The following is a 22,011-nucleotide window of genomic DNA, read 5'->3' as shown; positions in this document are numbered from 1 at the left end:
CGTTCCCCTTGTACGAGCTACAAGGGGAATCATTTTTTTATAAGGAGTCTATTATGAAGAAACTATTTATTTGCTTGTCTACTATTTTTCTCAGTTGCTTCTTCATTTGGATTATCATCTTACGTGCCCCTCAGTATCTCTATACTAGTTATGACTCCGTTACCCTGCTACGTGTTAAAAAGGGGGCACAAGAGCCGACTCGTGAGGAGTTTGAGCGAGAGTTGGAGAAGTTTGCAAGCTCGGAGCAGAGTTTGATTGCCAGACGGATAGTAGAGCCGAGTAAGGATGGAAGCACCAACTTCACCTATGCGACCTATGGTCAGGGAAGCTTGCCAAAAGAGTTTCAAATGGCCAGCCAAGAAAGCCGAGAACGGAGCGATCCTCTCAATAGCTACCTTCTCTTATCTGGTTCATTGACCAAGGAAAAATTAGCTGCAAAATTAGATGATTTAGGTTATAAAGCGATTGCAGACCGCAAAACTCCTCCGTATCTTTTAGCTTTTTGGATTGCTTTAAATCCGTTGTTGTTGATTAGTTTAGCTATATTTGGATTAGCTTTCTTTGCTATGGTGATTATCACTCGGATTAAGGAGATGCGGGCTGCAGGGCTTCAGCTCTTTTCAGGACAGACCCTCTTGTCCATTATAGGAAGCGCCTTATACGATGACGTCAAGTGGCTTTGCTTAGCTGGGGGGGGATCCCTTATAGTGGGAGGTGCTGTACTCCTCGGCCAAGGGCTCTTTTATTCCGTTCTTTTAGCAACCTTTAGTATCGGAGTGGGGCTTTATCTTCTCTTTTTATTGGGAATTTCGCTCGTACTGAGCCTGCTCTACTTGATGAGCTTGAGTTACAAGGCTTTGGTTCCTGTGTTAAAAGGACGTTTGCCCCTCAAACGTTTGATGACCTTGACCTTGCTATGTCAGTTGGTTGCTGTCTTTACAGTAGGTTATGCAGTCAAGACTGGCTTGACTTCTTACCAGCGTTTACAGGAACTCCAGCTATCCAAGCAAGCTTGGGAAGATCGAGCAGATTATTACCAAATTTCCTTTGGGATCGGTGATAGAGGAAAAAATGCGGAAAATCAGAGCAAGTGGTATGCCTTTGCCAAGGAAGCAATCGAAGAAGAACAAGCCCTTTATGTAAAGGATAATCTGTTCCATTTTGCCAATCCACAAGGAAAAAATGAACAGGGAGAGACATTGGATACCTATAGTCCGGATGCTAATACGCTCTATGTTAGTCCCAGTTATTTGGAGAAGGAAAAGGTCGTGGTAGATGCTGAGACCAAACAGAAGTTAGCCCATCTCCAAAAAGGTGAGTTTATTCTCTTGCTCCCAGAACATTTGCGCTCTCGAGAAGCAGAACTAAAAAAAATCTTTGAAGAAAGATTGAGTTATTATGGAAAATCTGGTGAGGAGGCAAGTGCTCCTTTGGATTATGAGATGAAAGCGCACGTTAGTTATCTTTCAATGGGAGAAAAGCGGTTTGTTTATAATAACGGTGAGAATCCCGTATCCACTCAGTATTTGACTGATCCGATTTTAGTGGTATTCACGCCGACTTCTACAGGTGATAGTTTTACATCCTTATCTAGTTGGTCTATCAATGCTGGTAAGAATATTTTTGTCAAAGGATATGAAGATGGGATTAAACTCTTGAAAAATGCAGAAATTTATGATCAAGTCTCCTATCTCAAGGAGGGACGAAGTGTTTACCTCGCACGTTACTATGAGGTTCAAACAGAAACTCTAACCCTTATTTTAGGAGCTATTATTGGAATCGCGAGTTCTTTGCTTCTCTTTTATTCTGTGAATCTTCTTTATTTTGAACAATTCCGTCGTGAGATTTTGATTAAACGAATTTCTGGTTTGCGATTTTTTGAAACACACGCTCAGTATATGATTAGTCAATTTGCTAGTTTTGTATTCGGTGCGAGTCTCTTTATTTGGCGTAGTCGGGATTTGATGATTGGATTGGTAACTTTATCAATCTTCCTCGTTATTGCTATACTGACTCTCTACCGTCAAGCACAGAAAGAATCTCGTGTTTCTATGACCATTATGAAAGGAAAATAGGATGATTGAACTAAAGAATATATCTAAAAAATTTGGAAGCCGTCAGCTATTTTCAGATATTAATCTTCATTTTGAAGGTGGGAAAATTTATGCCTTAATCGGTACAAGTGGCTGTGGTAAGACAACACTCTTGAATATGATTGGACGATTAGAGCCATATGACAAAGGGCAAATCATCTATGATGGCACCTCTCTTAAAGACATTAAGCCCTCTGTTTTCTTTAGAGATTACTTGGGATATTTATTTCAAGATTTTGGCTTAATTGAAAGCCAAACCGTCAAAGAGAATCTCAATCTGGGTTTAGTTGGTAAAAAGTTGAAAGAAAAAGAGAAACTCTCTTTGATGAAACAAGCTCTAAACCGTGTAAACCTCTCTTATTTGGATTTAAAGCAACCTATATTTGAGTTATCAGGAGGAGAAGCACAACGTGTTGCACTAGCGAAGATAATTTTAAAGGATCCGCCTTTGATTCTTGCAGATGAACCAACCGCTTCGCTAGACCCCAAAAACTCTGAGGAATTACTCTCTATCCTAGAATCTTTAAAAAATCCGAATCGAACCATTATTATTGCGACCCACAATCCTCTTATTTGGGAGCAAGTGGACCAAGTCATTCGAGTTACCGATTTATCACATAGATGATATGGCAAGATTCAGCAATAAGAAAGTTTTTGATTATATACAGCATAAATTTCGAAAATCTGGAGTACTTGTTTATAATCACAATATTATTTGAGAACGCAGTTTTGGCTCGTTCTCTTTTTTTGTTGTGATACTTCTTTCAAGGAATATTTGGTAGGATTGGAGTGAAAAAAGATTAACTAGGAAAGAAGGAAGTATATGGAAGCCATTTATCAACGTGATTCGGATCAAGATGGACTAACTGATGCTCAAGAATTGGCGCTAGGAACCAATCCTATTAGCTCAGATTCTGATGGTGATGGTCGTTCAGATTTAGTGGAAGTAGAAGAAGGAACCAATCCCTTAGAAAAGGATTTACAAGACATAGACCAAACAAGTATAACTGAACCATCTTCAGTATTTATGGAAATGAAACAAAAGATTTCAGATATGATGGAGAGTCACTACAAGGAATTTATACAGGCTCTTATTAGTATTGAAACAGGGATTGAAAACGAACAAGACCTTGAAGACTTATATACTTACTACATGAGAACAGATGCCGTTTCTCTTTTGTCTAGTGATTTAGAAACCAGTCCTCAAAAGGTTGAAATGGAGATAGAGTTGTAGGGGAATCATGTGATTCTCCTATTTTCGTATAGATGAAAGGAGCGAGTATGGAAGTAATGCAATTATTGGCTATGTTTCGTGGAACAATTCCAAAAGATAGGAAGAAAATGGACCTATTTCTTCGTTATCAAGCGCAACATTTTGATGAGAAATGGCAGGATTTGGTAGAGAGTTTTTTGACTGAAGAGGGTAAGATAGAAGAGATACCTCATGTCTATTCGTTTCATCAAGATATTATTTCTTTCCTAGAGGCTAGTTCTGAAAATAATGATCAAGATTTAGAAAGTTACACAAGAAATTTTGGACAAGCGGGTCTAGGTAAATTATCTCAATTAAGTAATTTTGAGAAAAACTTGGTGCTAGAAGTCGCAACCTATAACCTTTCCACTCGATTTTATATCCAATCTGAAAAAGAGAAGCTAACACCATTAAGTGAGCTTGTATTTCATCAGAATCAGGATGTCAATTTAGTCAATGTCTATCGGGTTGCGAATAACCTATCTGACCGCATTAGTAGAGATATAGAGGAATTCCTTCTAATGGTTGACTCAAAAGAGCTTAAAAAAGAAGTTCTTGAGATTCGTTTTGAAGAAAAAGAGGGAGAAGTTCTAGCCTATTTGGGTTCAGAGTTGATGGCTGCTTTAGATACAGTTACAAATCTTGTCCATCATGAAGACAACTACCAACAACTCCCACTGACACAAAAACTAAAGATTATTACTCATTTTGATGAGGTAAAAGCAAGAAGCGAAAAGTCTAAGCAAGTAGCGGAAGTGGTCTTACCTTTAGATAATATTGACAAGGTAGAAGAAAATGTGGAAGTTCATTCCCTATCTAAAGTAGATAAAATTGTAGAAGAAGCTTTGAGGGAATATCCAATCGGTTCACAAGTAAGTTATAAAGGACAAGTATTTCAGTTGGTTTCGATTGAAAATGCACAGTTAAATGACTTAGTTCGCCTAGAGCTATTCAATGATTCCAACCAGTTATTTGAAGAGAATCCTATCTTATACGTGAACAGTTTGGAAGAGATTGAACAAGTATTGTCTCATGTAGAACTTGAAAAAGAAGATTCAGATATTGAGATTGAATCACCAAGTGAAAGCCAGGAAATAGATTTGTTTTCCTATCTGGAAGAGGATAATGAAAAGGAAAAGGATAAGGAAACAAAACCTTTAATTTCAGTTATAGAAGAGACGGATGTCCCCGTTCAAGATTTTGTTTTTCCAGATGATTTAGAGGACTTTTATCCTAAGACAAATCGAGAAAAGATTGAAACGAATATCGCCGCAATTGAACTTGTTAAAAGATTAGAAAAAGAGGGACGACAAGCGAATCCAGAAGAACAAGAGATACTAGCCAAGTATGTCGGCTGGGGTGGTCTTGCCAATGAATTTTTCGATGAACTCAATCCAAAGTATGAAACAGAACGTTTAACTCTTAAGAGTTTAGTAAGTAAATCAGAATACTCCACTATGAAACAAAGTTCTCTCACAGCCTATTATACAGATCCAATGATTATTCGCCAGATTTGGCAAAAATTACTGGATGATGGTTTTGAAGGAGGAAGGATTTTAGATCCTTCTATGGGGACTGGGAACTTCTTTGCGGCTATGCCTAGAAGGATACGAGAGAGGTCAGAACTCTATGGAGTTGAATTAGACAGCGTGACAGGCGCAATCGCAAAACAACTCCACCCCAATACCCATATTGAAGTGCGAGGATTTGAAGAAGTTTCCTATCAAAATAATAGTTTTGATTTAGTCTTAACGAATGTTCCATTTGGAAATTTTCGCATTGCTGATAAAAACTATGATAAACCTTATATGATTCATGATTACTTTGTCAAACACTCACTTGATTTAGTAAGAGATGGAGGACAAGTTTCGATTATCTCTTCTATTGGCACAATGGATAAGCGGACAGATAATGTCTTACAAGAGATTAAATCCAACACTCATTTTTTAGGGGGAGTTCGGTTGCCAGATACGGCTTTTAAAAGCATTGCAGGTACTCGTGTAACCACAGATCTCCTCTTCTTTCAAAAGGATCAAGCAAAGAATCTTAATGAAGAGGAACTTGTTTTTAGTGGTTCTATTCCCTTTGAGGAGGATAAGCGTGTCTGGATCAATCCTTATTTTGATGGGAAATACAATACACAAGTTTTGGGTCAATATGAGGTACGTAATTTTAATGGAGGAACCCTCAATGTTAAGGGGGAATCAGAAACATTAGCTACTGACATAATGAAAGCATTAGAGAATGTAGAAGCACCTAAACAAATTGACAATTCTTTGAAAGCACCTGTTTTTATCCAAGAAGAAGTGGATAATTCTATCCCAAGTCGTATACGTGAGGACTTAACGCTCTATTCTTTTGGATATGAGGGAAATCAAATTTATTACCGAGATACGCATGGCATTCGGAAAAGTTCAAAAGTTGACGAAATTAGTTATTATGTAGATGAGAAGGGAGATTTTAAAGCTTGGGACAGTTCTTTGTCTGAACATAAAATAGACCGATTCGTGCAACTTCATTTGACTGATGAGGAAGCACTAGATGTTTACAAGTCAGAAGAAGCGAGTAAAAGGGGGAAATATAAGGGACTGTTCAAAAAAACTGTCTTTTATGAAAGTCCCTTATCGGATAAGGATATTAGTCGCATTAAGGGCATGGTTGATTTGAGAGAGACCTATCAATCCTTAATTGAAATTCAACGTCATCCAGATTATAGTCGGACAGATTTTCAGGTATTACTTAGTAAACTCAATCGTGACTATGATCGCTTTGTAAGTCAATTTGGATACTTGAATGCCTCAGTCAATCGGAACTTATTTGATAGTGACGATAAGTATTCTTTACTAGCAAGTTTAGAAGATGAATACATTGATTCTAAAGATCAGAAAGTAAAATATAAAAAATCTTTAGCCTTTGAGAAAGCATTGGTTAGGCCAGAGAGAGTGATTGCAAGAGTTTCAACTGCTCTAGATGCCCTAAACTCTAGTTTATCGGATGGTAGAGGGGTTGATTTAGACTATATGGTATCAATTTATCCTGAACATAGCCAAGCTGCTATTTTAGATGAGTTAGGTGACCAGATTTTAATGGATCCAGAAAGCTATTTAAGAGGGGAAAGAAAATATCTTTCTAAGAACCAGTTTTTGTCAGGAGATATTCTCAACAAGATAGAAGTAGTTCAACTATTAGTGGAGGAAAACAATCAAGAATATGATTGGAACCATGCTTTAGATTTGTTAGAATCTGTTCGCCCTCCAAGGATTTATCTGGCAGATATTGAGTTTAAAATAGGGTCACGTTGGATTCCTCAATCCGTCTATGGTAAATTTGCTTTTGAATGTTTTACCAATCGTGAACTTGAATTGTCTTCGCCTGATGTTGAACAAGTCATTGAAGTGAATCCTGTCGATGGCCAGGTTCATTTAAGGACATCATTTGCTTATCGCTATCCAAGTGCCAAAGATAGTAGTCTTGGAGTTAGTGGGTCACGTTATGATACAGGAAGAAAGATTTTTGAGAATTTACTAAATTCAAACCAACCGACGATTACTATGACTGTTACGGAAGGAGAAAAGAAAAAGACCATCACAGATTTGGAAAAAACCTCTGTTCTAAGAGCAAAAGAGCAGCATTTACAAGAACTCTTTCAAGAATTTGTCTCACGGTATCCAGAAGTCCAACAAGTCATTGAGGAAAGCTATAATCGTCTTTATAATCGAACGGTTAGTCGAGAGTATGACGGTAGCCATCTAGTCATTGATGGCTTGGCACAAAACATCAGTCTTCGTCCTCACCAAGAAAATGCCATTCAAAGAATCGTAGAAGAAAAAAGAGCCCTATTAGCTCATGAGGTAGGTTCAGGAAAGACCTTGACCATGCTTGGTGCTGGGTTTAAATTAAAGGAGTTGGGGATGGTTCATAAGCCCTTGTATGTAGTACCTTCTAGTTTGTCTGCTCAATTTGGCCAAGAAATCATGAAATTTTTCCCCACTAAAAAGGTCTTTGTGACCACTAAGAAAGATTTTGTGAAGGCGAGAAGAAAACAATTTGTATCACGTATTATTACAGGAGATTACGATGCTATTGTCATTGGGGATTCTCAATTTGAAAAAATCCCTGTCAGTAAGGAAAGACAGATGAACTATATCGAGGATAAACTTAATGAACTACGAGAAATTAAAACACATTCTGAAAATAAGTATACCGTTAAAGAAGCAGAACAATCAATAAGTGGTCTAGAGAAACAATTGGAAGAACTCCAACGCTTTAATCGTGATAGTTTTATTGATTTTGAAAACTTAGGAATTGATTTTCTCTTTGTGGATGAAGCACATCACTTTAAAAATATTCGTCCGATTACTGGGCTTGGAAATGTAGCAGGGATTACTAATACAACTTCTAAGAAGAATGTGGATATGGAAATGAAAGTTCGACAGATTCAGGAAGAACATGATTTTAAAAACATTGTCTTTGCGACAGGAACACCTGTTTCCAATTCTATTAGTGAGTTGTATACTATGATGAACTACATTCAACCAGATATCTTAAAACGCTATCAAGTTGATTATTTTGACTCTTGGGTAGGTGCTTTTGGAGAAATTCAAAACTCTATGGAATTAGCTCCTACAGGGGATAAGTACCAACCTAAGAAACGATTTAAAAAGTTTGTCAATCTACCTGAGTTGATGAAAATCTATAAAGAAACAGCTGACATTCAAACACAAGATATGTTGGATTTACCTGTTCCAGAAGCCCATATTATCCCTATTGAGAGTGAGTTAACTGAAAACCAGAAACTCTATTTAGAAGAATTAGTTATGAGGTCAGATATGGTCAAATGTGGGACAGTTGATCCGAGTCAGGATAACATGTTAAAGATAACAGGTGAGGCACGAAAACTAGCTATTGATATGCGTTTATTGGACTCTAGTTATAGTCTAGCAGACAATCATAAACTGCTTCAGGTAGTGGATAATGTTGAAAGAATTTATCGTGAGGGAATGGAAAATAAGGCTACTCAGATGATTTTTTCAGATATTGGAACACCTAAGAAAAAGGACAATGGCTTTGATGTTTATTCTGAGATTAAGGCTTTATTAGTGGATAGAGGAATCCCTAGTAAGGAAATTGCCTTTGTACATGATGCCAATAGTGATGAAAAGAAGAATAGCTTGTCTCGAAAGGTCAATGCAGGAGAGGTGCGGATTCTTCTTGCGTCAACTGAAAAAGGAGGAACAGGTTTAAATGTTCAGAGCAAGATGAAAGCAGTTCATCATCTGGATGTCCCTTGGAGACCAAGTGACATTCAGCAACGCAATGGACGGATTATCCGACAGGGAAATGAAAACAAGGAAGTGGATATTTACCACTATATTACCAAAGGTTCGTTTGATAATTATCTATGGGCAACTCAGGAGAACAAACTCCGTTATATTAAGCAGATTATGACTTCTAAGGAGCCGATTCGTGCTGCAGAAGACATTGATGAGCAGACCATGACAGCTTCTGATTTTAAGGCACTAGCAACTGGGAATCCTTATCTCAAATATAAGATGGAATTAGAGAATGATCTAACTCTATTAGAAAATCAAAGACGCGCCTTTCAACGCAGCAAGGATCACTATCGTCATACAATCTCTTACTGTGAAGAAAATATGCCCATTCTTGAGAAACGATTAAGCAAGTATGAAGGCGACATTCAACAGTCTGAAATGTCGAAAGACCAGGCATTTTCTATGACAGTAGGCAAACAAGCTTTTGAGCAACGAGCTGAAGCAGGGGAATCCCTACACCGTCTTATCCGTCATAATCAAGCTGACAGCAAAGAATTTCGTACCTTAGCAAGTTATCGAGGATTTGACATTAAAATGCTTAGTCTTCCAATAAATCAGCCTCTTCCTGAAACCTTCTCTGTTAAGATTGTAGGAGAAAATCAGTATTCTGTCAGTTTAGATTTGTATTCTCCTTTGGGGACAATTCAAAGGCTTCAGCATACGATTGATCACATTAAAGAGGACCAAGTGAAAACTCAGAACTTATTGGATGAATTAAAGGATAAATGGACTACTGCTAAGGTAGAAATTGAGAAAAATTTTCCAAAGGAAGAGGATTATCAAACTAAAAAGGCCGAATACGATGTACTCGCGCCATTGATTGAAACAGAAACGGATTTAGATATTATTGATCAGGCCTTAAGACAATTCCACGAAAAAGGAAACGAAAAGCAAGAACAACTTTCTTTTGAATTAGATTAAAAAATAGATATAAATAGCGGACAAGAAATGAAAAGCGCGGTAGAATAAAGATAGAAAGAAACGAGGTAACGATTATGATGGAAGATATCTATTATCAATTAGAAGAGGCCTTGGTACAGGGATTTCAAACACCTGAAGAATACCAAGCCTACAAGGAGTTAAAGGAACATTATGAGGAAGTGACAGGGGATTACAGCTTTTCCAAACGAGAACTTACTAGTCAATTGGAAATCTCTCTTCAGAATCATCGAGGTGTGGATTTTGAAGAACATGAAAAAGAGGAGTATTTGGACTTAGTTCAAAAATTAGAAGAGTTTGATTCCTCTCTTGCCACCCATTATCGTCAATTGATTGACTAGAAAGGAGAAAGTTATGAATGATTTACTCCTTATCCCAGTAATTTTTTTAGCAGTTGGAGGAATTCTCATTCTTTTATGGAGACTCTTTCTTATTGCCAGTGGACTTTTCCTGATTGGTTTTGTCAGTTTTCTTATTTTCGTGGAGGTTTATGGAATTTATTTGTTCTTTACTGAACCTACTTTATATTTTGATGATATCAGACAACATGGTTTAACTAGTTTTACGGCTGTGTACCTTTTCATCAATCTGATGTTGGTTCTAGGATTTAGTTGGCGCTTCATTAACTCCATAAATAAGAATAAAATGTGAACTTTTTAGATAGTTAAAAGACTTTATTCAAAGGCAAGTTTGAATAGAGTTTTTTTTGTTGATGTGCTTATAATCCCGTCCTAGTACTTAGTGTGAGAAACAAAAAGAGATGAATTAAAATTAAAGTGTACAGAATGCTTTAGAGTTTCTATTTTTCTTATAATATATAGTAATTTCGGTACAAATTAACTTGTATATTCTATCTGGTTTAGTGTAAACTATTCATTGCGTCCCAAATACGGGAAGTTTGTTTCTGATTTTCATATTTGGATTATAATATTCTCACCAGAGTTACTTAAGGAGTAAGATATGAACCAGATTACGAAACAATATAAATTACTATATTTCTTGCTTATTTTATTAAGCCTGACAAGTGCTCTTTTAATGACATTCTTCTCTCTCCAATTAGGAAGAATACTTGATAGTATATCTAATTCAAATAGTGGATTACTCTTTCATATCACTATTTGTGTAAGTTCAATTTTACTGTGGTTCTTGATTTCTTGTTCCTATTCCTATCTTAAAAACCAATATGTAAAAAAAGTTATTTTAGATCTAAAAAGGCGTCTCTTATTACATTATTTATCACGTGAATTTAACCAAATTGACAACCGTAACCATTCAGATTTCTTAAATAATATCACCAAAAATAGTGACCTTATTCAAGAAAATTTATTGATTCCTAGAATCTCTCTAATTGCAAATTTAGGGACCCTTATCATGAGTGTGGTTGCTATTATCTATATAGAATGGCGATTAGCATTAGTCTTTCTTTTATTGTCAAGTATAACGATTTTTCTATCTCAAATTCCTGGAAAGTTAATGACTAAAGCAACTAATAATTATTCCCTACAAAATAGTGACTATTTATCAAAAATGACAAACTTTATTGATGGTTTTGAACAAATTAAGTTATTAAATGTTCAAAGCTGGATTCAAGAAAAAATTCAAGGAATCAGTTTAGAATTTGAAGAGTCCAGAAAAACTTATCAATTTTTAAAAGACATAGCTTCAACTACTGGAACCTTACTAAGTTTTTGCTCTCAACTATCCTGTATGGTTGCTGGTATCTTTTTTGTAAGAAATAACTTACTGACTATTGGATTACTCGTAGCAAGTATTCAATTATTAAACGGTGTTTTTGCTCCATTACAATCTATTCTTTACAATAAAAATTTAATCAGCAGTAGCAAGTCCATTATTGATAATATCCAAGAAAATCTATATGAGATAAATCATGGAATTTTCCATAAAACAAGTACAATTGATTGTGATAACATTTCGACCATTTCTATTAGCCAATTACATTATGAAATTGAAAATAAAATATTATTTGATCATTTTTCCTATGAATTTAAAAAAGGCAAACGCTATGCGATTATCGGTGCTTCAGGAGCTGGGAAAACAACTTTAGTAAAATTAATACTAAATTATTATTCCAAAAATCTTTATGATGGGGAAATACAAATCAACGGAAAACAGAATATTGATATTCCCTCAGAGGAGTTATATAAAGATATTGCATTTGTGCAAAAAAATGACTTTCTGATTGAAGGCAATATTCTAGAGAATATCAAATTGGCTAGAAACCTTTATTTAACTGAAAAATTAAGAAAAGCCTTAGGCTTTAATGAAGAATTTCTTAATAAGAGTCTATCTCAATCAAATCAAACCATTTCAGAAGGAGAAAAACAGCGAATTGATTTAGCTAGATTTTTAGTTAAACCATATTCTGTATATATCTTTGACGAACCTACAAGTAACCTTGATCCAATAAAAGCCAAAGAAATGATGGACTACATTCTATCCATTAGAGATGCAATTGTTATTGTCATTACTCATGATCAAAGTCCAAAAATATTGGAAGAGTTTGATCAGATAATTGTTTTATAATAGAAATGAGGTGATGATCATGATTATGGAAGATTTCAACATTTTGGAGTTAGAATTTGAAGAAATTCGTGAAGAAGATACAACTAATTGGTACTTTATCTAAGATAATTTTAGATTTAGTTAATTTAAACTCTTAAAAAGAGAGTTTAAATTAGTTTGTATTAATAAAAAAGAAGTCAGTAATATTAATTGACTTCTCGTGTATAACAAAAGCATGCATGTTCATCTTGCATGCTTTTATCAAATAGTTGAGGATATAAAATGGATAATTATTTCCCAAAATGGAACCAGGATAGAATCGTTTACCAATGGAAGAACGATAGATTAAGAATTGGAGCTGACGATGTTGATGTATTAGAAATTACAGGATACTCAGATTTTTGGTCAGATTTAATTTCTTGTTGCAATGGAATTAATAGCTTTGAAGAAATTAAAGATTTATTAAGAAAAAAATATGATATATCCGAAAATATTATAGAAAAATATATATCTAAATTTTCTGATCGTAATTTATTAGAAATATTAGATAGACCTGTAAATCAAATTGATCACTATTTAATTAATGAATCACTGGAAACTTATTATTCTAGTGAAGGTATTGGTGGGATTAAATTACTTGAAAAATTGAGTAATTTAAAAATTACCATACTAGGATGTGGAGCCGGTGGTTCTCATATCGCATTACAATTAGCCCAATTAGGGGTAGGGCGACTTCATTTAGTCGATGATGATATTGTTAAAGAAAATAATATAAATAGGCAATCTATGTTTACCTTTAACGATATTGGTAAATATAAAGTTGACTGTGTAAAAGATTGTATTCTAAAACGTAATTATCAGTGTGTAGTCACAAAAAGAAAGTTAAAAATGAGCACTGTTGATGCTGTAAAAAAAGAAATTTCTGAAAGTGACTGGGTATTTTGTTGTATGGATGAACCTCCTTATATAGCACAAAGATTAGTAAATAGAGCATGCTATTTATTTAATATCCCTAGTATATACTGTTTTAGCCAACGTAGCGCAGGTAAACTCTTATTTTGTAATCCTAATATTCAAAATATAGGCTGTGTTGATTGTTTACTTTATGAACAAGATAGTGATAACTTTCAAAATTTAGTTAAAAAATTTTCAAACTATGATGGAAAATTAATAACTGCAAATATTTTAACTAATATTCTATTATTGTCATCATGGGTTGTGAAGAAATGGTTAGATTGTGTAACAGAGAAAAATAGTAATGTTTGGAATACTTTATTTAGATTTGATTTTTATAGTTTTAGGGAAGATGAATTCAAGCACTTCTCTAAGCAATCTCATTGTCCTACATGTGGTCATGATTTCAATAAAAGTAAACTCTGGGAGATTCTAAAAATTGATGAATAAGAAAATTATATTTAAAAAAAATCAAGCAAGTAAATTTGCATATTTTTCATTGATGTTTGTTGCAGGTACTAGTATTGAGCAAGTAAATGAATTAGGATTTTCACATCTTATTGAACATTTACTAATACGAGCAGGGAATGAACAATCACTAAATGAATTGTTTGATATGAATGGTGCAGCTATTAAAGGAGAGACATCTAGAGATTATATTAATTTAAGTGGTTACTGTCTAGCTGAAGATTTCAATAAAATTTTTAAAATACTGATAAGTAGGATTTTCAATCTTTCTATTACTGAAGATGAACTATTGAGGGAAAAGAAAATAGTCTTAATTGAATTAAATCAGTATGAAAATAGTAAAAAATCTATTAATGATAATCGAGTAATTTTTAAAAATAGTTCTTGGTCAATAGATATTATTGGTACTAGAGGTAATATTGAGTCTGTTACTTTAGAAACTATATATAAATTTTATAAAAATAAAATTCAAGCAGGAGAATTCCAGATTGCTATTTCTGGTCCAAGTTTTCTACAAAGTGAAATCATATGTATTGAAAATATGTTACCTTTAAGTGGATCATCTGTAGAAATTAACTTTCCGACATTTTCAAGTGGTTTAACAGAATTAGATAAAATACAAGAACTCTCTGAAATTTCTATGTATCTTGATATATCTGGTATGGTAGCATCATCTCATGATATGGCAATGTTAAGTATCTTAAACTCGATGTTAACTGGTATTAAAGATTCATTATTAGGCCATAAGTTAAGGACACAAAAGCAATGGATATATAATATTGTATCATACCCAATATTTTATAGTAATATGACTTTACTAAAAATAGTAACTATAACACCTACAATCTATAAGAAAAAATTGATTAAAACACTAGAGAACAATCTTGTTAATGAATCCGATTTATCTGATGAACTATTATTTTATAAGGCTAAAAAAAGAGTAATCAATGAATTGTACATAAATTGTGAAGTTAATAAAAATGAATATTTAAAAACAATTTGTAGAGAAAAATTATTTGATATTCCAAGTTGGGATAGTATTGCTGAAGAGCTAGAGTTGATTTCTTTAGATGAGTTCAAGAGATTTTCAAAAAAAGCAATTATTCAAAATAGGAATTACCACATTGTATTAAATTGATAATATTTTTTTCGAAGTATTCTTTATAATTTTTGTATATTGTTTTATTGAATAATTCAAAAATTTTTAAAGCATCTTCTATTTTTAAAATTGATTTTTGATTATGATGAAATTTAAGTTCAAAATATCCATCTAAATACAAAAAAATAGTTTGTTCAAAAAAATCTGTGGAATTAGATAATATATTCTTAGTAGCTTGTTTTAAAAATAAAGATTCCTCATATAAGCTATTTTCAATCATTATAATAAGTGAATTAAGAAGTAATTGAACGAGAGATTGTTTATTTCTAGGTATGGAACTATACAACTTTCCTTTTTTTAGTGCCTCTTTAGCATATCTAAATAATAAATTTGGTAATATTGCTCGACAGCAATTTCCAAGAATAAGAATTTCGTAATATCCCCAGTTTTCAACAGAAAATAAATAATTTGTAAGGTAAGAGGTGTCTTGATTACTCAATTTATGATTATTATCAATTCCATAGACAATGCTTTCAATGAAAATAGCATTTAGCTTATGATAATGAGAATTTGTCTCTCTAAACAGTGCTATCTCTTTGTTTGCCATATTAAGTAATGATTTAATTTCTTGATTGTAGGCAGCCTGTTGAACTAAGCGGATCAAGCTATTGAAGTCTGAAGGCTCATAATTATTACAGGAAAGTAAAAACTCTTCTAGTGTTACACCTATTTTTTCAAGTAGATATAATAATTTAAAAAATGAAATTTCTGTCTCTCCTAATTCAAATCTAGAAATTTGAGACTTTGAAATTTCTGCACCTGCTAATGAAGAAATAGAAATACCTTTTCCTTCTCGTATTTTTCTATAAGTTTCACCTAAAATCATATTTACCTCCCTTTACCATAAAAAATCATTAGAAAGTGTGACAGATAATGAAAAAATACTATCAAATTCTTTTATTACTATTTGATATTATCATTATTATTGGATTATATCAATAAAATTAATGAGTCTGGGTAAAAACTCAATTTCAGGAGAAAATAAAATGAATATTCCCACGATAAAACGCATTATATCAAGTTTTTTGGACAGCCTTTGTTCGAAAATTATTTTAACTCATAGTTGATGATTCCATAAATTGAAAAGTTTTATACTTAGCATTAAAATGCTCGATTTTAATACGTATTACAAGTATCTCTATTAAACTTCTTATCCTCTTCAGTCAATGGATGCTTTTTAGAACTTTTAACAGGAATGAAGGTTATCTTATGAGTATTCACAATGCATAAATAATCCAAATCCAGAAAAACAAGTGATTGCTCTGGCAAACTTGACCTATCCTTTCTTAAAAAGAGTAAAATCATGTGTATGACCTTCTTAAAAAACTAATTAGCAGGCATGAAGTGGTGTTAAATCGAGTATGATTTGTGTCTTTATGTTATGTCTCTTTTTTCCTGAATAATTTTACTTTGGTTTCTTTTAACGTTGAAATAGGATTTTCTATTACATCAATAGCTATAGTGACACTTGTTGATTTTAAGTTTTCTAAGTCAAATAGACTTGAGGAATGGAGAGTATATTCTACGAATGTTAATGTTCAGTGACTGTCGCTAATCCAAGACCAAAATCAAAAGCTAGGAGACGTAGAGTTGGTCAATAGAATAAATAACGCAAGTTTAGCATCAACTGTTTTTATAGACTTAGCGTTTTTGGACGTCCTCCTTTATAGTGTTTGGCTTTATAAGCTTTATTTAGACAGGATATCTTCGTTGGGAAGGTGTCCTTTTTTACACTAATAAATAATTTAAAGTTCTCAGAAGTTAGTTGCATGATCTTTTGTAAATAGTTTTCTTAACCATAGTATAGCATAGTACAGTATGCATTTTATTTTTTTCCAATAAGTCTATTATACTCCAAAGACAGCTAGTTTTATTTTTTTCTCTGAACTGTACGATTTTGCGCCTGAAATGTAGGAATCACCTTTCGTTGTTGTGTGATAAAACTTACAAGTTCTTTTTGATATTCTTGACCTAGTTTTTATAGAAAGAAGGTCTAAGATGTTAAATAAAGTCAAAACTAAAGCCTTAATTAGTGTTGGAGCAGTAGCCGCAACTAGCTTTATTCTCATGATGGGATATACTGCTGGTCAACATTCTACTGCTAAACAAAGTCGCAAAGAGATTGAATTGGCTGCAGCTAAACTTGTGGAAGATAAACAAGCAGAAGATAAAGCCAGTATTTTGTCATCGGATACTGTAAAAGAATTTTTGACACAGTACTATACGAAAGAAAAGCTCGGAGAAAATAATACACGCATTCAACCTTATATGACTGAATCAGCTTATTCTCAAGAATTGACAAGTCAAAACGATGCCATGAACCAAGTGTATAAGGACTATATTTTGGATTATCATTTTGAAAAAGCTGATATCTTTGTCAATCAGACTACGAATCAAGCCATTGCCATGGTCTCTTATAATGTAACCTATGTATCTGATTTAAAGAATGTCAACCAATCAAAGACTAATCAGACAGAAACAAGAACAGTTAAGTTATCCTATTCTAAACTACCTGGTAAGTTATTGGTCAACCAAGTACAGGTTTGGAAATCTGGGTTGGATGATTTAGATAAGGCAACTCCTAAAACTTTAGAAGAATCATCCTCAATACCATCACTGCCAAATACTACGACAAAATGATGATATTGCATGGAAATAGAAGAATGTAAGCAAATTTCAATTCTTGATGTAGCCAATCGTTTAGGTATCTCCTTTAAACAAGTTTCTAGCCGTGTCTATGAACATCCTGAACACGATTCATTCCGAATTTTTTCAACTACCAATACTTTTAAATGGTTTTCAAGAGATATTCAAGGTGATGTCATTGATTTTGTTCGACTTGTTAAGGGAATTTCCTTTAAAGAAGCTCTAGCCTTTCTTTCTGAAGAACCTTTTCAAAAAGAAGCTGTTCAAGAAAAAAGAGAGAGACCATTTTATTATCCTTTAAAGAGAATAGAAGATTCTAACTGTAGTCTGGCCAGATATTACTTAACAGAATGTAGAGGAATTTCAGAAGAAATAGTACAAAGGATGATTCAACAAGGTTTAATAGCACAAGCCAGCTGGAAAACAAATGAAACAGTTGAACCTGTTATTGTTTTTAAAAGCTTTAATCATCGTCACAAGTTGCAGGCAGCAAGCTTACAAGGGATATATAAGAATCACTCTCTTCCTAGAGAGAGGTTAAAAACAATTCTAAAAGGAAGCCATGGACATGTTGGAATCTCCTTTGACATTGGTAAACCAAATAGACTGGTCTTTTGTGAATCGTTCATTGACTTGATGAGCTATTACGAACTTCATCAACAAAATCTATCTGATGTTCGTTTGGTATCTATGGAGGGGTTAAAAAGGTCTGTTGTGGCTTATCAAACTTTACGGCTGATAGCTGAAGAAAATCAGAAGTTGGAATTCTTAGATACAGTAACATCTTCAAAGTTATTGCCTTTGATCAATACAATTCGTGATACCACTACCTATTTCGATAATCATCCTGATTTATTGACACTTGCGGTAGATTGTGATGATGCAGGAAAAGATTTTTCTGATAAGTTATCTCAAAAAGGATTGCCTATTTCACTGGATTTACCTAATAATGAATTTGGGAAAGAAAAAATAGACTGGAATGATGTCCTTAGAGAAAAGAAATCAGATTTACAATTGATGCTTGAGTCTGCAAAAGAGACATTTGGGAATCAGCCAGCAAGACAAATCTCTCAATGTTTAGAATTGTGATAACAAAATCAAGATGTTCTAGCTAAAATTAGTATGAAGGAGGATCGTATATGACCATAATCGAACGCTTAGAAGAAAAGGTCACTAGGCAAGAAAGCAAGGTAGCAAGAGAGACAGAAAAACTCGCTGCTTACAAAGAGCAACTGGAGACAGCGATGTTTGCGACGTTCAAAAGGCGTCAAAGCATTAGTCACATGAGTTTTGAAGAAGCTCTTGACCATGCATTTGGCAAAGAAAGACAATTCGATGATTCTGAATTTAGAAAGGATGAAATGAGTGAATGACAAAAGATTGGAATTTTAATCAACCATTAGAGAGTAAATCAGAAAATCAAGAAGATCCAGATAAAATTGCGGCCTTATTTGGAAATCATCAAGGAGGTAATGATGTAAATTATGAAGCAGCTTTTCAAAAGCGCAAACAAGCACCTGTGACGGAATCAAATTCTAGTTCTAAACCCAAAGTTACAGAGGTTAGAACAGGAAAAGAGACAGATATCACTACAAGTTATCAGCAACATCTTAAAAGATTGATTGCGGATAACAATAGTGATATTCAAAGCAGCCAAAAGAAAATTGAAGAGCTACATACGTTGATCGACACAAAGAATAAATACAATAAGAAATTGCAGTCCATTTATGATGCGATTTCCGAATTACACTAAGCAGTCCTGATAGGCTGCTTTTTTTGAGAGGTTATAGATGTTTACAAAACTTTTTAAGAAAAACCAAGACAATAGTGACGTATTTAAGAAGCTAATTCATAGACTATCTGATATGTCTGTCCAAGATCTTGAAAAAATAGACCGACTGATAGATATCATTTTCACTCCAAATCAAGAAACCGAACAACTAAAAACAGAAGCAACTTATAGAGAAGAAACTTTGGAGGACACATTAAAGGAAGCTAAGAATCAACTTCATAAGGAACAATTGGAGAAGAATTTAGAGAGATTTAGGAAAAACAGCCAATAATGCACCAAAAATGGTGCATTTACTTTTTCTAAATGTTATAATGGTGGTATAAAAATAAAAGGAGTTTGCCATGATTGGAAAGAACATAAAATCCTTACGTAAAACACATGACTTAACACAAGACGACTTTGCCCGAATTGTAGGAATTTCTCGAAATAGCTTGAGCCGGTATGAAAATGGAACGAGTTCAGTCTCTACGGAACTAATAGACATCATTTGTCAGAAGTTTAATGTATCTTATGTCGATATTGTAGGAGAAGATAAAATGCTCAATCCTGTTGAAGATTATGAATTGACTTTAAAAATTGAAATTGTGAAAGAAAGAGGAGCTAATCTATTATCACGACTCTATCGTTATCAAGATAGTCAGAGAATTAGCATTGATGATGAATCTAATCCTTGGATTTTAATGAGTGATGATCTATCTGACTTGATTCATACAAATATCTATTTAGTAGAAACTTTTGATGAAATAGAGAGATATAGCGGTTATTTGGATGGAATTGAACGTATGTTAGAGATATCTGAAAAACGGATGGTAGCTTAATGGAAATCCAAGATTATACCGATAGTGAATTCAAACATGCTCTAGCACGGAATCTTCGCTCACTGACAAGAGGAAAAAAGTCCAGTAAGCAACCTATAGCGATTTTGCTTGGAGGGCAAAGTGGTGCTGGTAAGACTACAATTCATCGTATTAAACAGAAAGAATTTCAAGGAAATATTGTTATCATAGATGGCGATAGTTTTCGTTCTCAGCATCCACACTATTTAGAACTTCAGCAAGAATATGGCAAAGACAGTGTAGAATACACCAAAGATTTTGCAGGAAAAATGGTAGAGTCTTTAGTAAGAGAATTGAGTCATTTGGGATACAATCTTTTGATTGAGGGAACTTTACGGACAATTGATGTTCCAAAGAAAACAGCACAACTCTTGAAAAATAAGGGATATGAAGTACAATTAGCCTTAATTGCAACAAAGCCCGAATTGTCCTATCTGAGCACTCTTATCCGATACGAAGAACTGTACGCTATCAATCCAAATCAAGCACGCGCAACTCCAAAAGAACATCATGATTTCATTGTAAATCATTTAGTTGATAATACACGACAATTGGAAGAAGTAGCTATCTTTGAAAGAATTCAAATTTACCAACGAGATAGAAGTTGTGTATATGATTCAAAAGAAAATACAACTTCAGCAGCAATCCAGCTTCATGACTTACTATTTGGAGAATGGAATCAAGCAGAGAAGGATATGCTTAAATCAGGAGAAGAAAGATTGAAAGATTTAACTAATTGAAATAGTTGTTAGAACACAAATTTTAAAATATAGTCTACTTATAACTTTTGTTAGTTGTTTAATTAAGGTGGGCGAAAATTTTTTAGAACCAAAAAACGCATAATCTCAGGTGTTGAAAAACTTGAAATTATGCGTTTTCTTGTGGGAAGATTTACTCCATTTTCTTCAGGAATTGAGATTTTGCCCATCTCTTTTTATTATATTTAAGGATATTTGAAAGATATATTTTAGAAAAACAATTATGGAGTTCTTAAATACAGAATATATTATAAATGCTGATTCAAAGTGAAGTTTTATATGTTTTTTGATTTTGTTGAGCATAAAATCTATTAACTAAATTCGAACTACAAAAATTAATTTTAGATGAACTAAACTGTAGGCTTTGGAAAGTTCTCTTATTCGATTTCAGAATGAATCGCTGATACAGGATTAAAAGAACTAAGTATTTCTTTTTGTTTTGAATGGGATACGTGAGTATAGATTTGTGTGACTGATATAGAACTGTGTCCAAGAATTTGTTGAATGTATCGAATATCTACATCATTATCTAGAAGCATTGTCGCAAAGCTATGTCTAAACATATGTGGTGTAATAGTTTTAGATAAGCTATTTTGTTCAACGATTCTCTTTATAACTAAACGTACACTTTGCTCTGACAATGGTTTAAGAGAATGTTTCCCTGGAAACAAGAAATCATTTGATTCATTTCTTGTTTTATTTATATATGTTTCTAATAAATTGAATGTTTTTTGATCTCCTAAAAATAGGATACGTTCTTTCTTACCCTTTCCTATAATATGGAGTGTCTTATTGGAAAGATTAATATCTTTGAGATGAATATGGCAAAGTTCAGAAATTCTGATGCCTGTTGAAAGTAAAAGTGAAATAATTAGTAGATTTCTTTCAGCGTGTTGTTTTTGATAATCAGTTTTAGATAGAGCTACTCTCTGCTCTAAATATAAAAAAATACTTTTCAGAATGTCATACGGAATCGTTTTAGGCAATATTTTTTCAGTTCTAAATTGAAAACGCAATTGATTGAAGGGGTTCTCTTCAATTATGTTCTGGTATTTTAGATAGTTATAAAACACCTTCATACAAGCAATTTTTCTTCTTAATGTATTCGTTTTTATGTTAGATTGTGTCAAGTGTTCTATATAGGATTCGACATTATCATAGTCTGAGTTATAAAATTGCATAAGATCATTCTTATAAGCGCGAATTGTGTGTGAACTCAAACGCTTATGAGTTTTGCAATAATCTAAGTAAGTAGAAA

The 22,011-nt window shown here is 33.5% G+C and carries 18 protein-coding genes; 16 read left to right on the top strand and 2 right to left on the bottom strand.

From position 1 onward, the window contains the following. The first annotated feature begins 53 nt into the window (after positions 1–53). From HMPREF2795_RS08165 to HMPREF2795_RS08125, 9 genes are all read left to right on the top strand, one after another. Entirely contained in the window at positions 54–2,075 is a 2,022-nt protein-coding gene (locus HMPREF2795_RS08165; protein ID WP_075228626.1) for a bacteriocin-associated integral membrane family protein, read from the top strand. Between the two features lies 1 nt (position 2,076). Then, positions 2,077–2,718 (top strand): ABC transporter ATP-binding protein, encoded by a 642-nt coding sequence (locus tag HMPREF2795_RS08160; RefSeq protein ID WP_049525946.1) that lies wholly within the window; start codon positions 2,077–2,079, stop codon positions 2,716–2,718. A 198-nt stretch (positions 2,719–2,916) separates the two neighbouring features. Next, positions 2,917–3,327, top strand: a complete 411-nt coding sequence (locus tag HMPREF2795_RS08155; RefSeq protein WP_075228625.1) for a thrombospondin type 3 repeat-containing protein — start codon at positions 2,917–2,919, stop codon at positions 3,325–3,327. A 47-nt stretch (positions 3,328–3,374) separates the two neighbouring features. Next, entirely contained in the window at positions 3,375–9,599 is a 6,225-nt protein-coding gene (locus tag HMPREF2795_RS08150) for a DEAD/DEAH box helicase family protein (protein ID WP_186822905.1), read from the top strand. 74 nt (positions 9,600–9,673) lie between these two features. Next, positions 9,674–9,958, top strand: coding sequence for a DUF5962 family protein (locus HMPREF2795_RS08145; protein ID WP_075228623.1), 285 nt, complete (start codon positions 9,674–9,676; stop codon positions 9,956–9,958). 13 nt (positions 9,959–9,971) lie between these two features. Continuing rightward, on the top strand, positions 9,972–10,268 hold the full coding sequence (locus HMPREF2795_RS08140) for a DUF5966 family protein (RefSeq protein ID WP_049525938.1): 297 nt from the start codon (positions 9,972–9,974) through the stop codon (positions 10,266–10,268). 309 nt (positions 10,269–10,577) lie between these two features. Further along, positions 10,578–12,161 carry an ABC transporter transmembrane domain-containing protein gene (locus HMPREF2795_RS08135; protein WP_075228622.1) on the top strand — a complete coding sequence of 528 codons (1,584 nt, stop codon included), beginning with the start codon at positions 10,578–10,580 and terminating at the stop codon, positions 12,159–12,161. Positions 12,162–12,422: 261 nt separating this feature from the next. After that, entirely contained in the window at positions 12,423–13,544 is a 1,122-nt protein-coding gene (locus tag HMPREF2795_RS08130; RefSeq protein ID WP_075228621.1) for a HesA/MoeB/ThiF family protein, read from the top strand. Further along, a complete protein-coding gene (locus tag HMPREF2795_RS08125) occupies positions 13,537–14,700 on the top strand; it encodes a M16 family metallopeptidase (RefSeq protein ID WP_075228620.1) in 1,164 nt (387 codons plus the stop codon). Before HMPREF2795_RS08130 ends, HMPREF2795_RS08125 begins: the two co-directional genes overlap by 8 nt. On the opposite strand, the gene HMPREF2795_RS08120 is transcribed toward HMPREF2795_RS08125, so the two are convergent. After that, positions 14,663–15,547, bottom strand: coding sequence for a helix-turn-helix domain-containing protein (locus HMPREF2795_RS08120; RefSeq protein ID WP_049525931.1), 885 nt, complete (start codon positions 15,545–15,547; stop codon positions 14,663–14,665). The two genes, HMPREF2795_RS08125 and HMPREF2795_RS08120, sit on opposite strands and share 38 nt — an antisense overlap. 1,172 nt (positions 15,548–16,719) lie before the next feature. Here HMPREF2795_RS08120 and HMPREF2795_RS08115 point away from each other — a divergent pair. From HMPREF2795_RS08115 to pezT, 7 genes are all read left to right on the top strand, one after another. Beyond that, complete coding sequence (locus tag HMPREF2795_RS08115; RefSeq protein ID WP_060955603.1) at positions 16,720–17,361, top strand: hypothetical protein; 642 nt, start codon at positions 16,720–16,722, stop codon at positions 17,359–17,361. Between the two features lie 9 nt (positions 17,362–17,370). Continuing rightward, positions 17,371–18,456 (top strand): toprim domain-containing protein, encoded by a 1,086-nt coding sequence (locus HMPREF2795_RS08110; protein ID WP_075228619.1) that lies wholly within the window; start codon positions 17,371–17,373, stop codon positions 18,454–18,456. 50 nt (positions 18,457–18,506) lie between these two features. Further along, positions 18,507–18,740 carry a DUF5965 family protein gene (locus tag HMPREF2795_RS08105; RefSeq protein ID WP_000152419.1) on the top strand — a complete coding sequence of 78 codons (234 nt, stop codon included), beginning with the start codon at positions 18,507–18,509 and terminating at the stop codon, positions 18,738–18,740. Beyond that, positions 18,737–19,120: a DUF5945 family protein gene (locus HMPREF2795_RS08100; RefSeq protein WP_075228618.1), complete on the top strand. Its 384-nt coding sequence runs from the start codon at positions 18,737–18,739 to the stop codon at positions 19,118–19,120. Before HMPREF2795_RS08105 ends, HMPREF2795_RS08100 begins: the two co-directional genes overlap by 4 nt. 37 nt (positions 19,121–19,157) lie before the next feature. Beyond that, complete coding sequence (locus HMPREF2795_RS08095) at positions 19,158–19,430, top strand: hypothetical protein (RefSeq protein ID WP_075228617.1); 273 nt, start codon at positions 19,158–19,160, stop codon at positions 19,428–19,430. 70 nt (positions 19,431–19,500) lie between these two features. Continuing rightward, a complete protein-coding gene (pezA, locus tag HMPREF2795_RS08090; RefSeq protein WP_075228616.1) occupies positions 19,501–19,977 on the top strand; it encodes a type II toxin-antitoxin system antitoxin PezA in 477 nt (158 codons plus the stop codon). Next, positions 19,977–20,735, top strand: a complete 759-nt coding sequence (gene pezT / locus HMPREF2795_RS08085; protein ID WP_075228615.1) for a type II toxin-antitoxin system toxin PezT — start codon at positions 19,977–19,979, stop codon at positions 20,733–20,735. Before pezA ends, pezT begins: the two co-directional genes overlap by 1 nt. Positions 20,736–21,130: 395 nt before the next feature. Here pezT and HMPREF2795_RS08080 read toward each other — a convergent pair. After that, a partial coding sequence (locus HMPREF2795_RS08080) for a tyrosine-type recombinase/integrase (protein ID WP_261675845.1) occupies positions 21,131–22,011 on the bottom strand: 881 nt, incomplete at its 5' end.

It is taken from the genome of Streptococcus sp. HMSC056C01, from assembly GCF_001811305.1.
Classification (GTDB): domain Bacteria; phylum Bacillota; class Bacilli; order Lactobacillales; family Streptococcaceae; genus Streptococcus.
The sequence above is the reverse complement of the archived record's forward strand: the minus strand, read 5'-3'. Positions and strand labels throughout refer to the sequence as shown.

What these genes read in the sequence shown, in the direction of transcription:
- HMPREF2795_RS08165 (WP_075228626.1), top strand. Translation starts at nt 54, where the DNA reads ATGAAGAAACTATTTATTTGCTTGTCTACTATTTTTCTCAGTTGCTTC.
- HMPREF2795_RS08160 (WP_049525946.1), top strand. Translation starts at nt 2,077, where the DNA reads ATGATTGAACTAAAGAATATATCTAAAAAATTTGGAAGCCGTCAGCTA.
- HMPREF2795_RS08155 (WP_075228625.1), top strand. Translation starts at nt 2,917, where the DNA reads ATGGAAGCCATTTATCAACGTGATTCGGATCAAGATGGACTAACTGAT.
- HMPREF2795_RS08150 (WP_186822905.1), top strand. Translation starts at nt 3,375, where the DNA reads ATGGAAGTAATGCAATTATTGGCTATGTTTCGTGGAACAATTCCAAAA.
- HMPREF2795_RS08145 (WP_075228623.1), top strand. Translation starts at nt 9,674, where the DNA reads ATGATGGAAGATATCTATTATCAATTAGAAGAGGCCTTGGTACAGGGA.
- HMPREF2795_RS08140 (WP_049525938.1), top strand. Translation starts at nt 9,972, where the DNA reads ATGAATGATTTACTCCTTATCCCAGTAATTTTTTTAGCAGTTGGAGGA.
- HMPREF2795_RS08135 (WP_075228622.1), top strand. Translation starts at nt 10,578, where the DNA reads ATGAACCAGATTACGAAACAATATAAATTACTATATTTCTTGCTTATT.
- HMPREF2795_RS08130 (WP_075228621.1), top strand. Translation starts at nt 12,423, where the DNA reads ATGGATAATTATTTCCCAAAATGGAACCAGGATAGAATCGTTTACCAA.
- HMPREF2795_RS08125 (WP_075228620.1), top strand. Translation starts at nt 13,537, where the DNA reads ATGAATAAGAAAATTATATTTAAAAAAAATCAAGCAAGTAAATTTGCA.
- HMPREF2795_RS08120 (WP_049525931.1), bottom strand. Translation starts at nt 15,547, where the DNA reads ATGATTTTAGGTGAAACTTATAGAAAAATACGAGAAGGAAAAGGTATT.
- HMPREF2795_RS08115 (WP_060955603.1), top strand. Translation starts at nt 16,720, where the DNA reads ATGTTAAATAAAGTCAAAACTAAAGCCTTAATTAGTGTTGGAGCAGTA.
- HMPREF2795_RS08110 (WP_075228619.1), top strand. Translation starts at nt 17,371, where the DNA reads ATGGAAATAGAAGAATGTAAGCAAATTTCAATTCTTGATGTAGCCAAT.
- HMPREF2795_RS08105 (WP_000152419.1), top strand. Translation starts at nt 18,507, where the DNA reads ATGACCATAATCGAACGCTTAGAAGAAAAGGTCACTAGGCAAGAAAGC.
- HMPREF2795_RS08100 (WP_075228618.1), top strand. Translation starts at nt 18,737, where the DNA reads ATGACAAAAGATTGGAATTTTAATCAACCATTAGAGAGTAAATCAGAA.
- HMPREF2795_RS08095 (WP_075228617.1), top strand. Translation starts at nt 19,158, where the DNA reads ATGTTTACAAAACTTTTTAAGAAAAACCAAGACAATAGTGACGTATTT.
- pezA (WP_075228616.1), top strand. Translation starts at nt 19,501, where the DNA reads ATGATTGGAAAGAACATAAAATCCTTACGTAAAACACATGACTTAACA.
- pezT (WP_075228615.1), top strand. Translation starts at nt 19,977, where the DNA reads ATGGAAATCCAAGATTATACCGATAGTGAATTCAAACATGCTCTAGCA.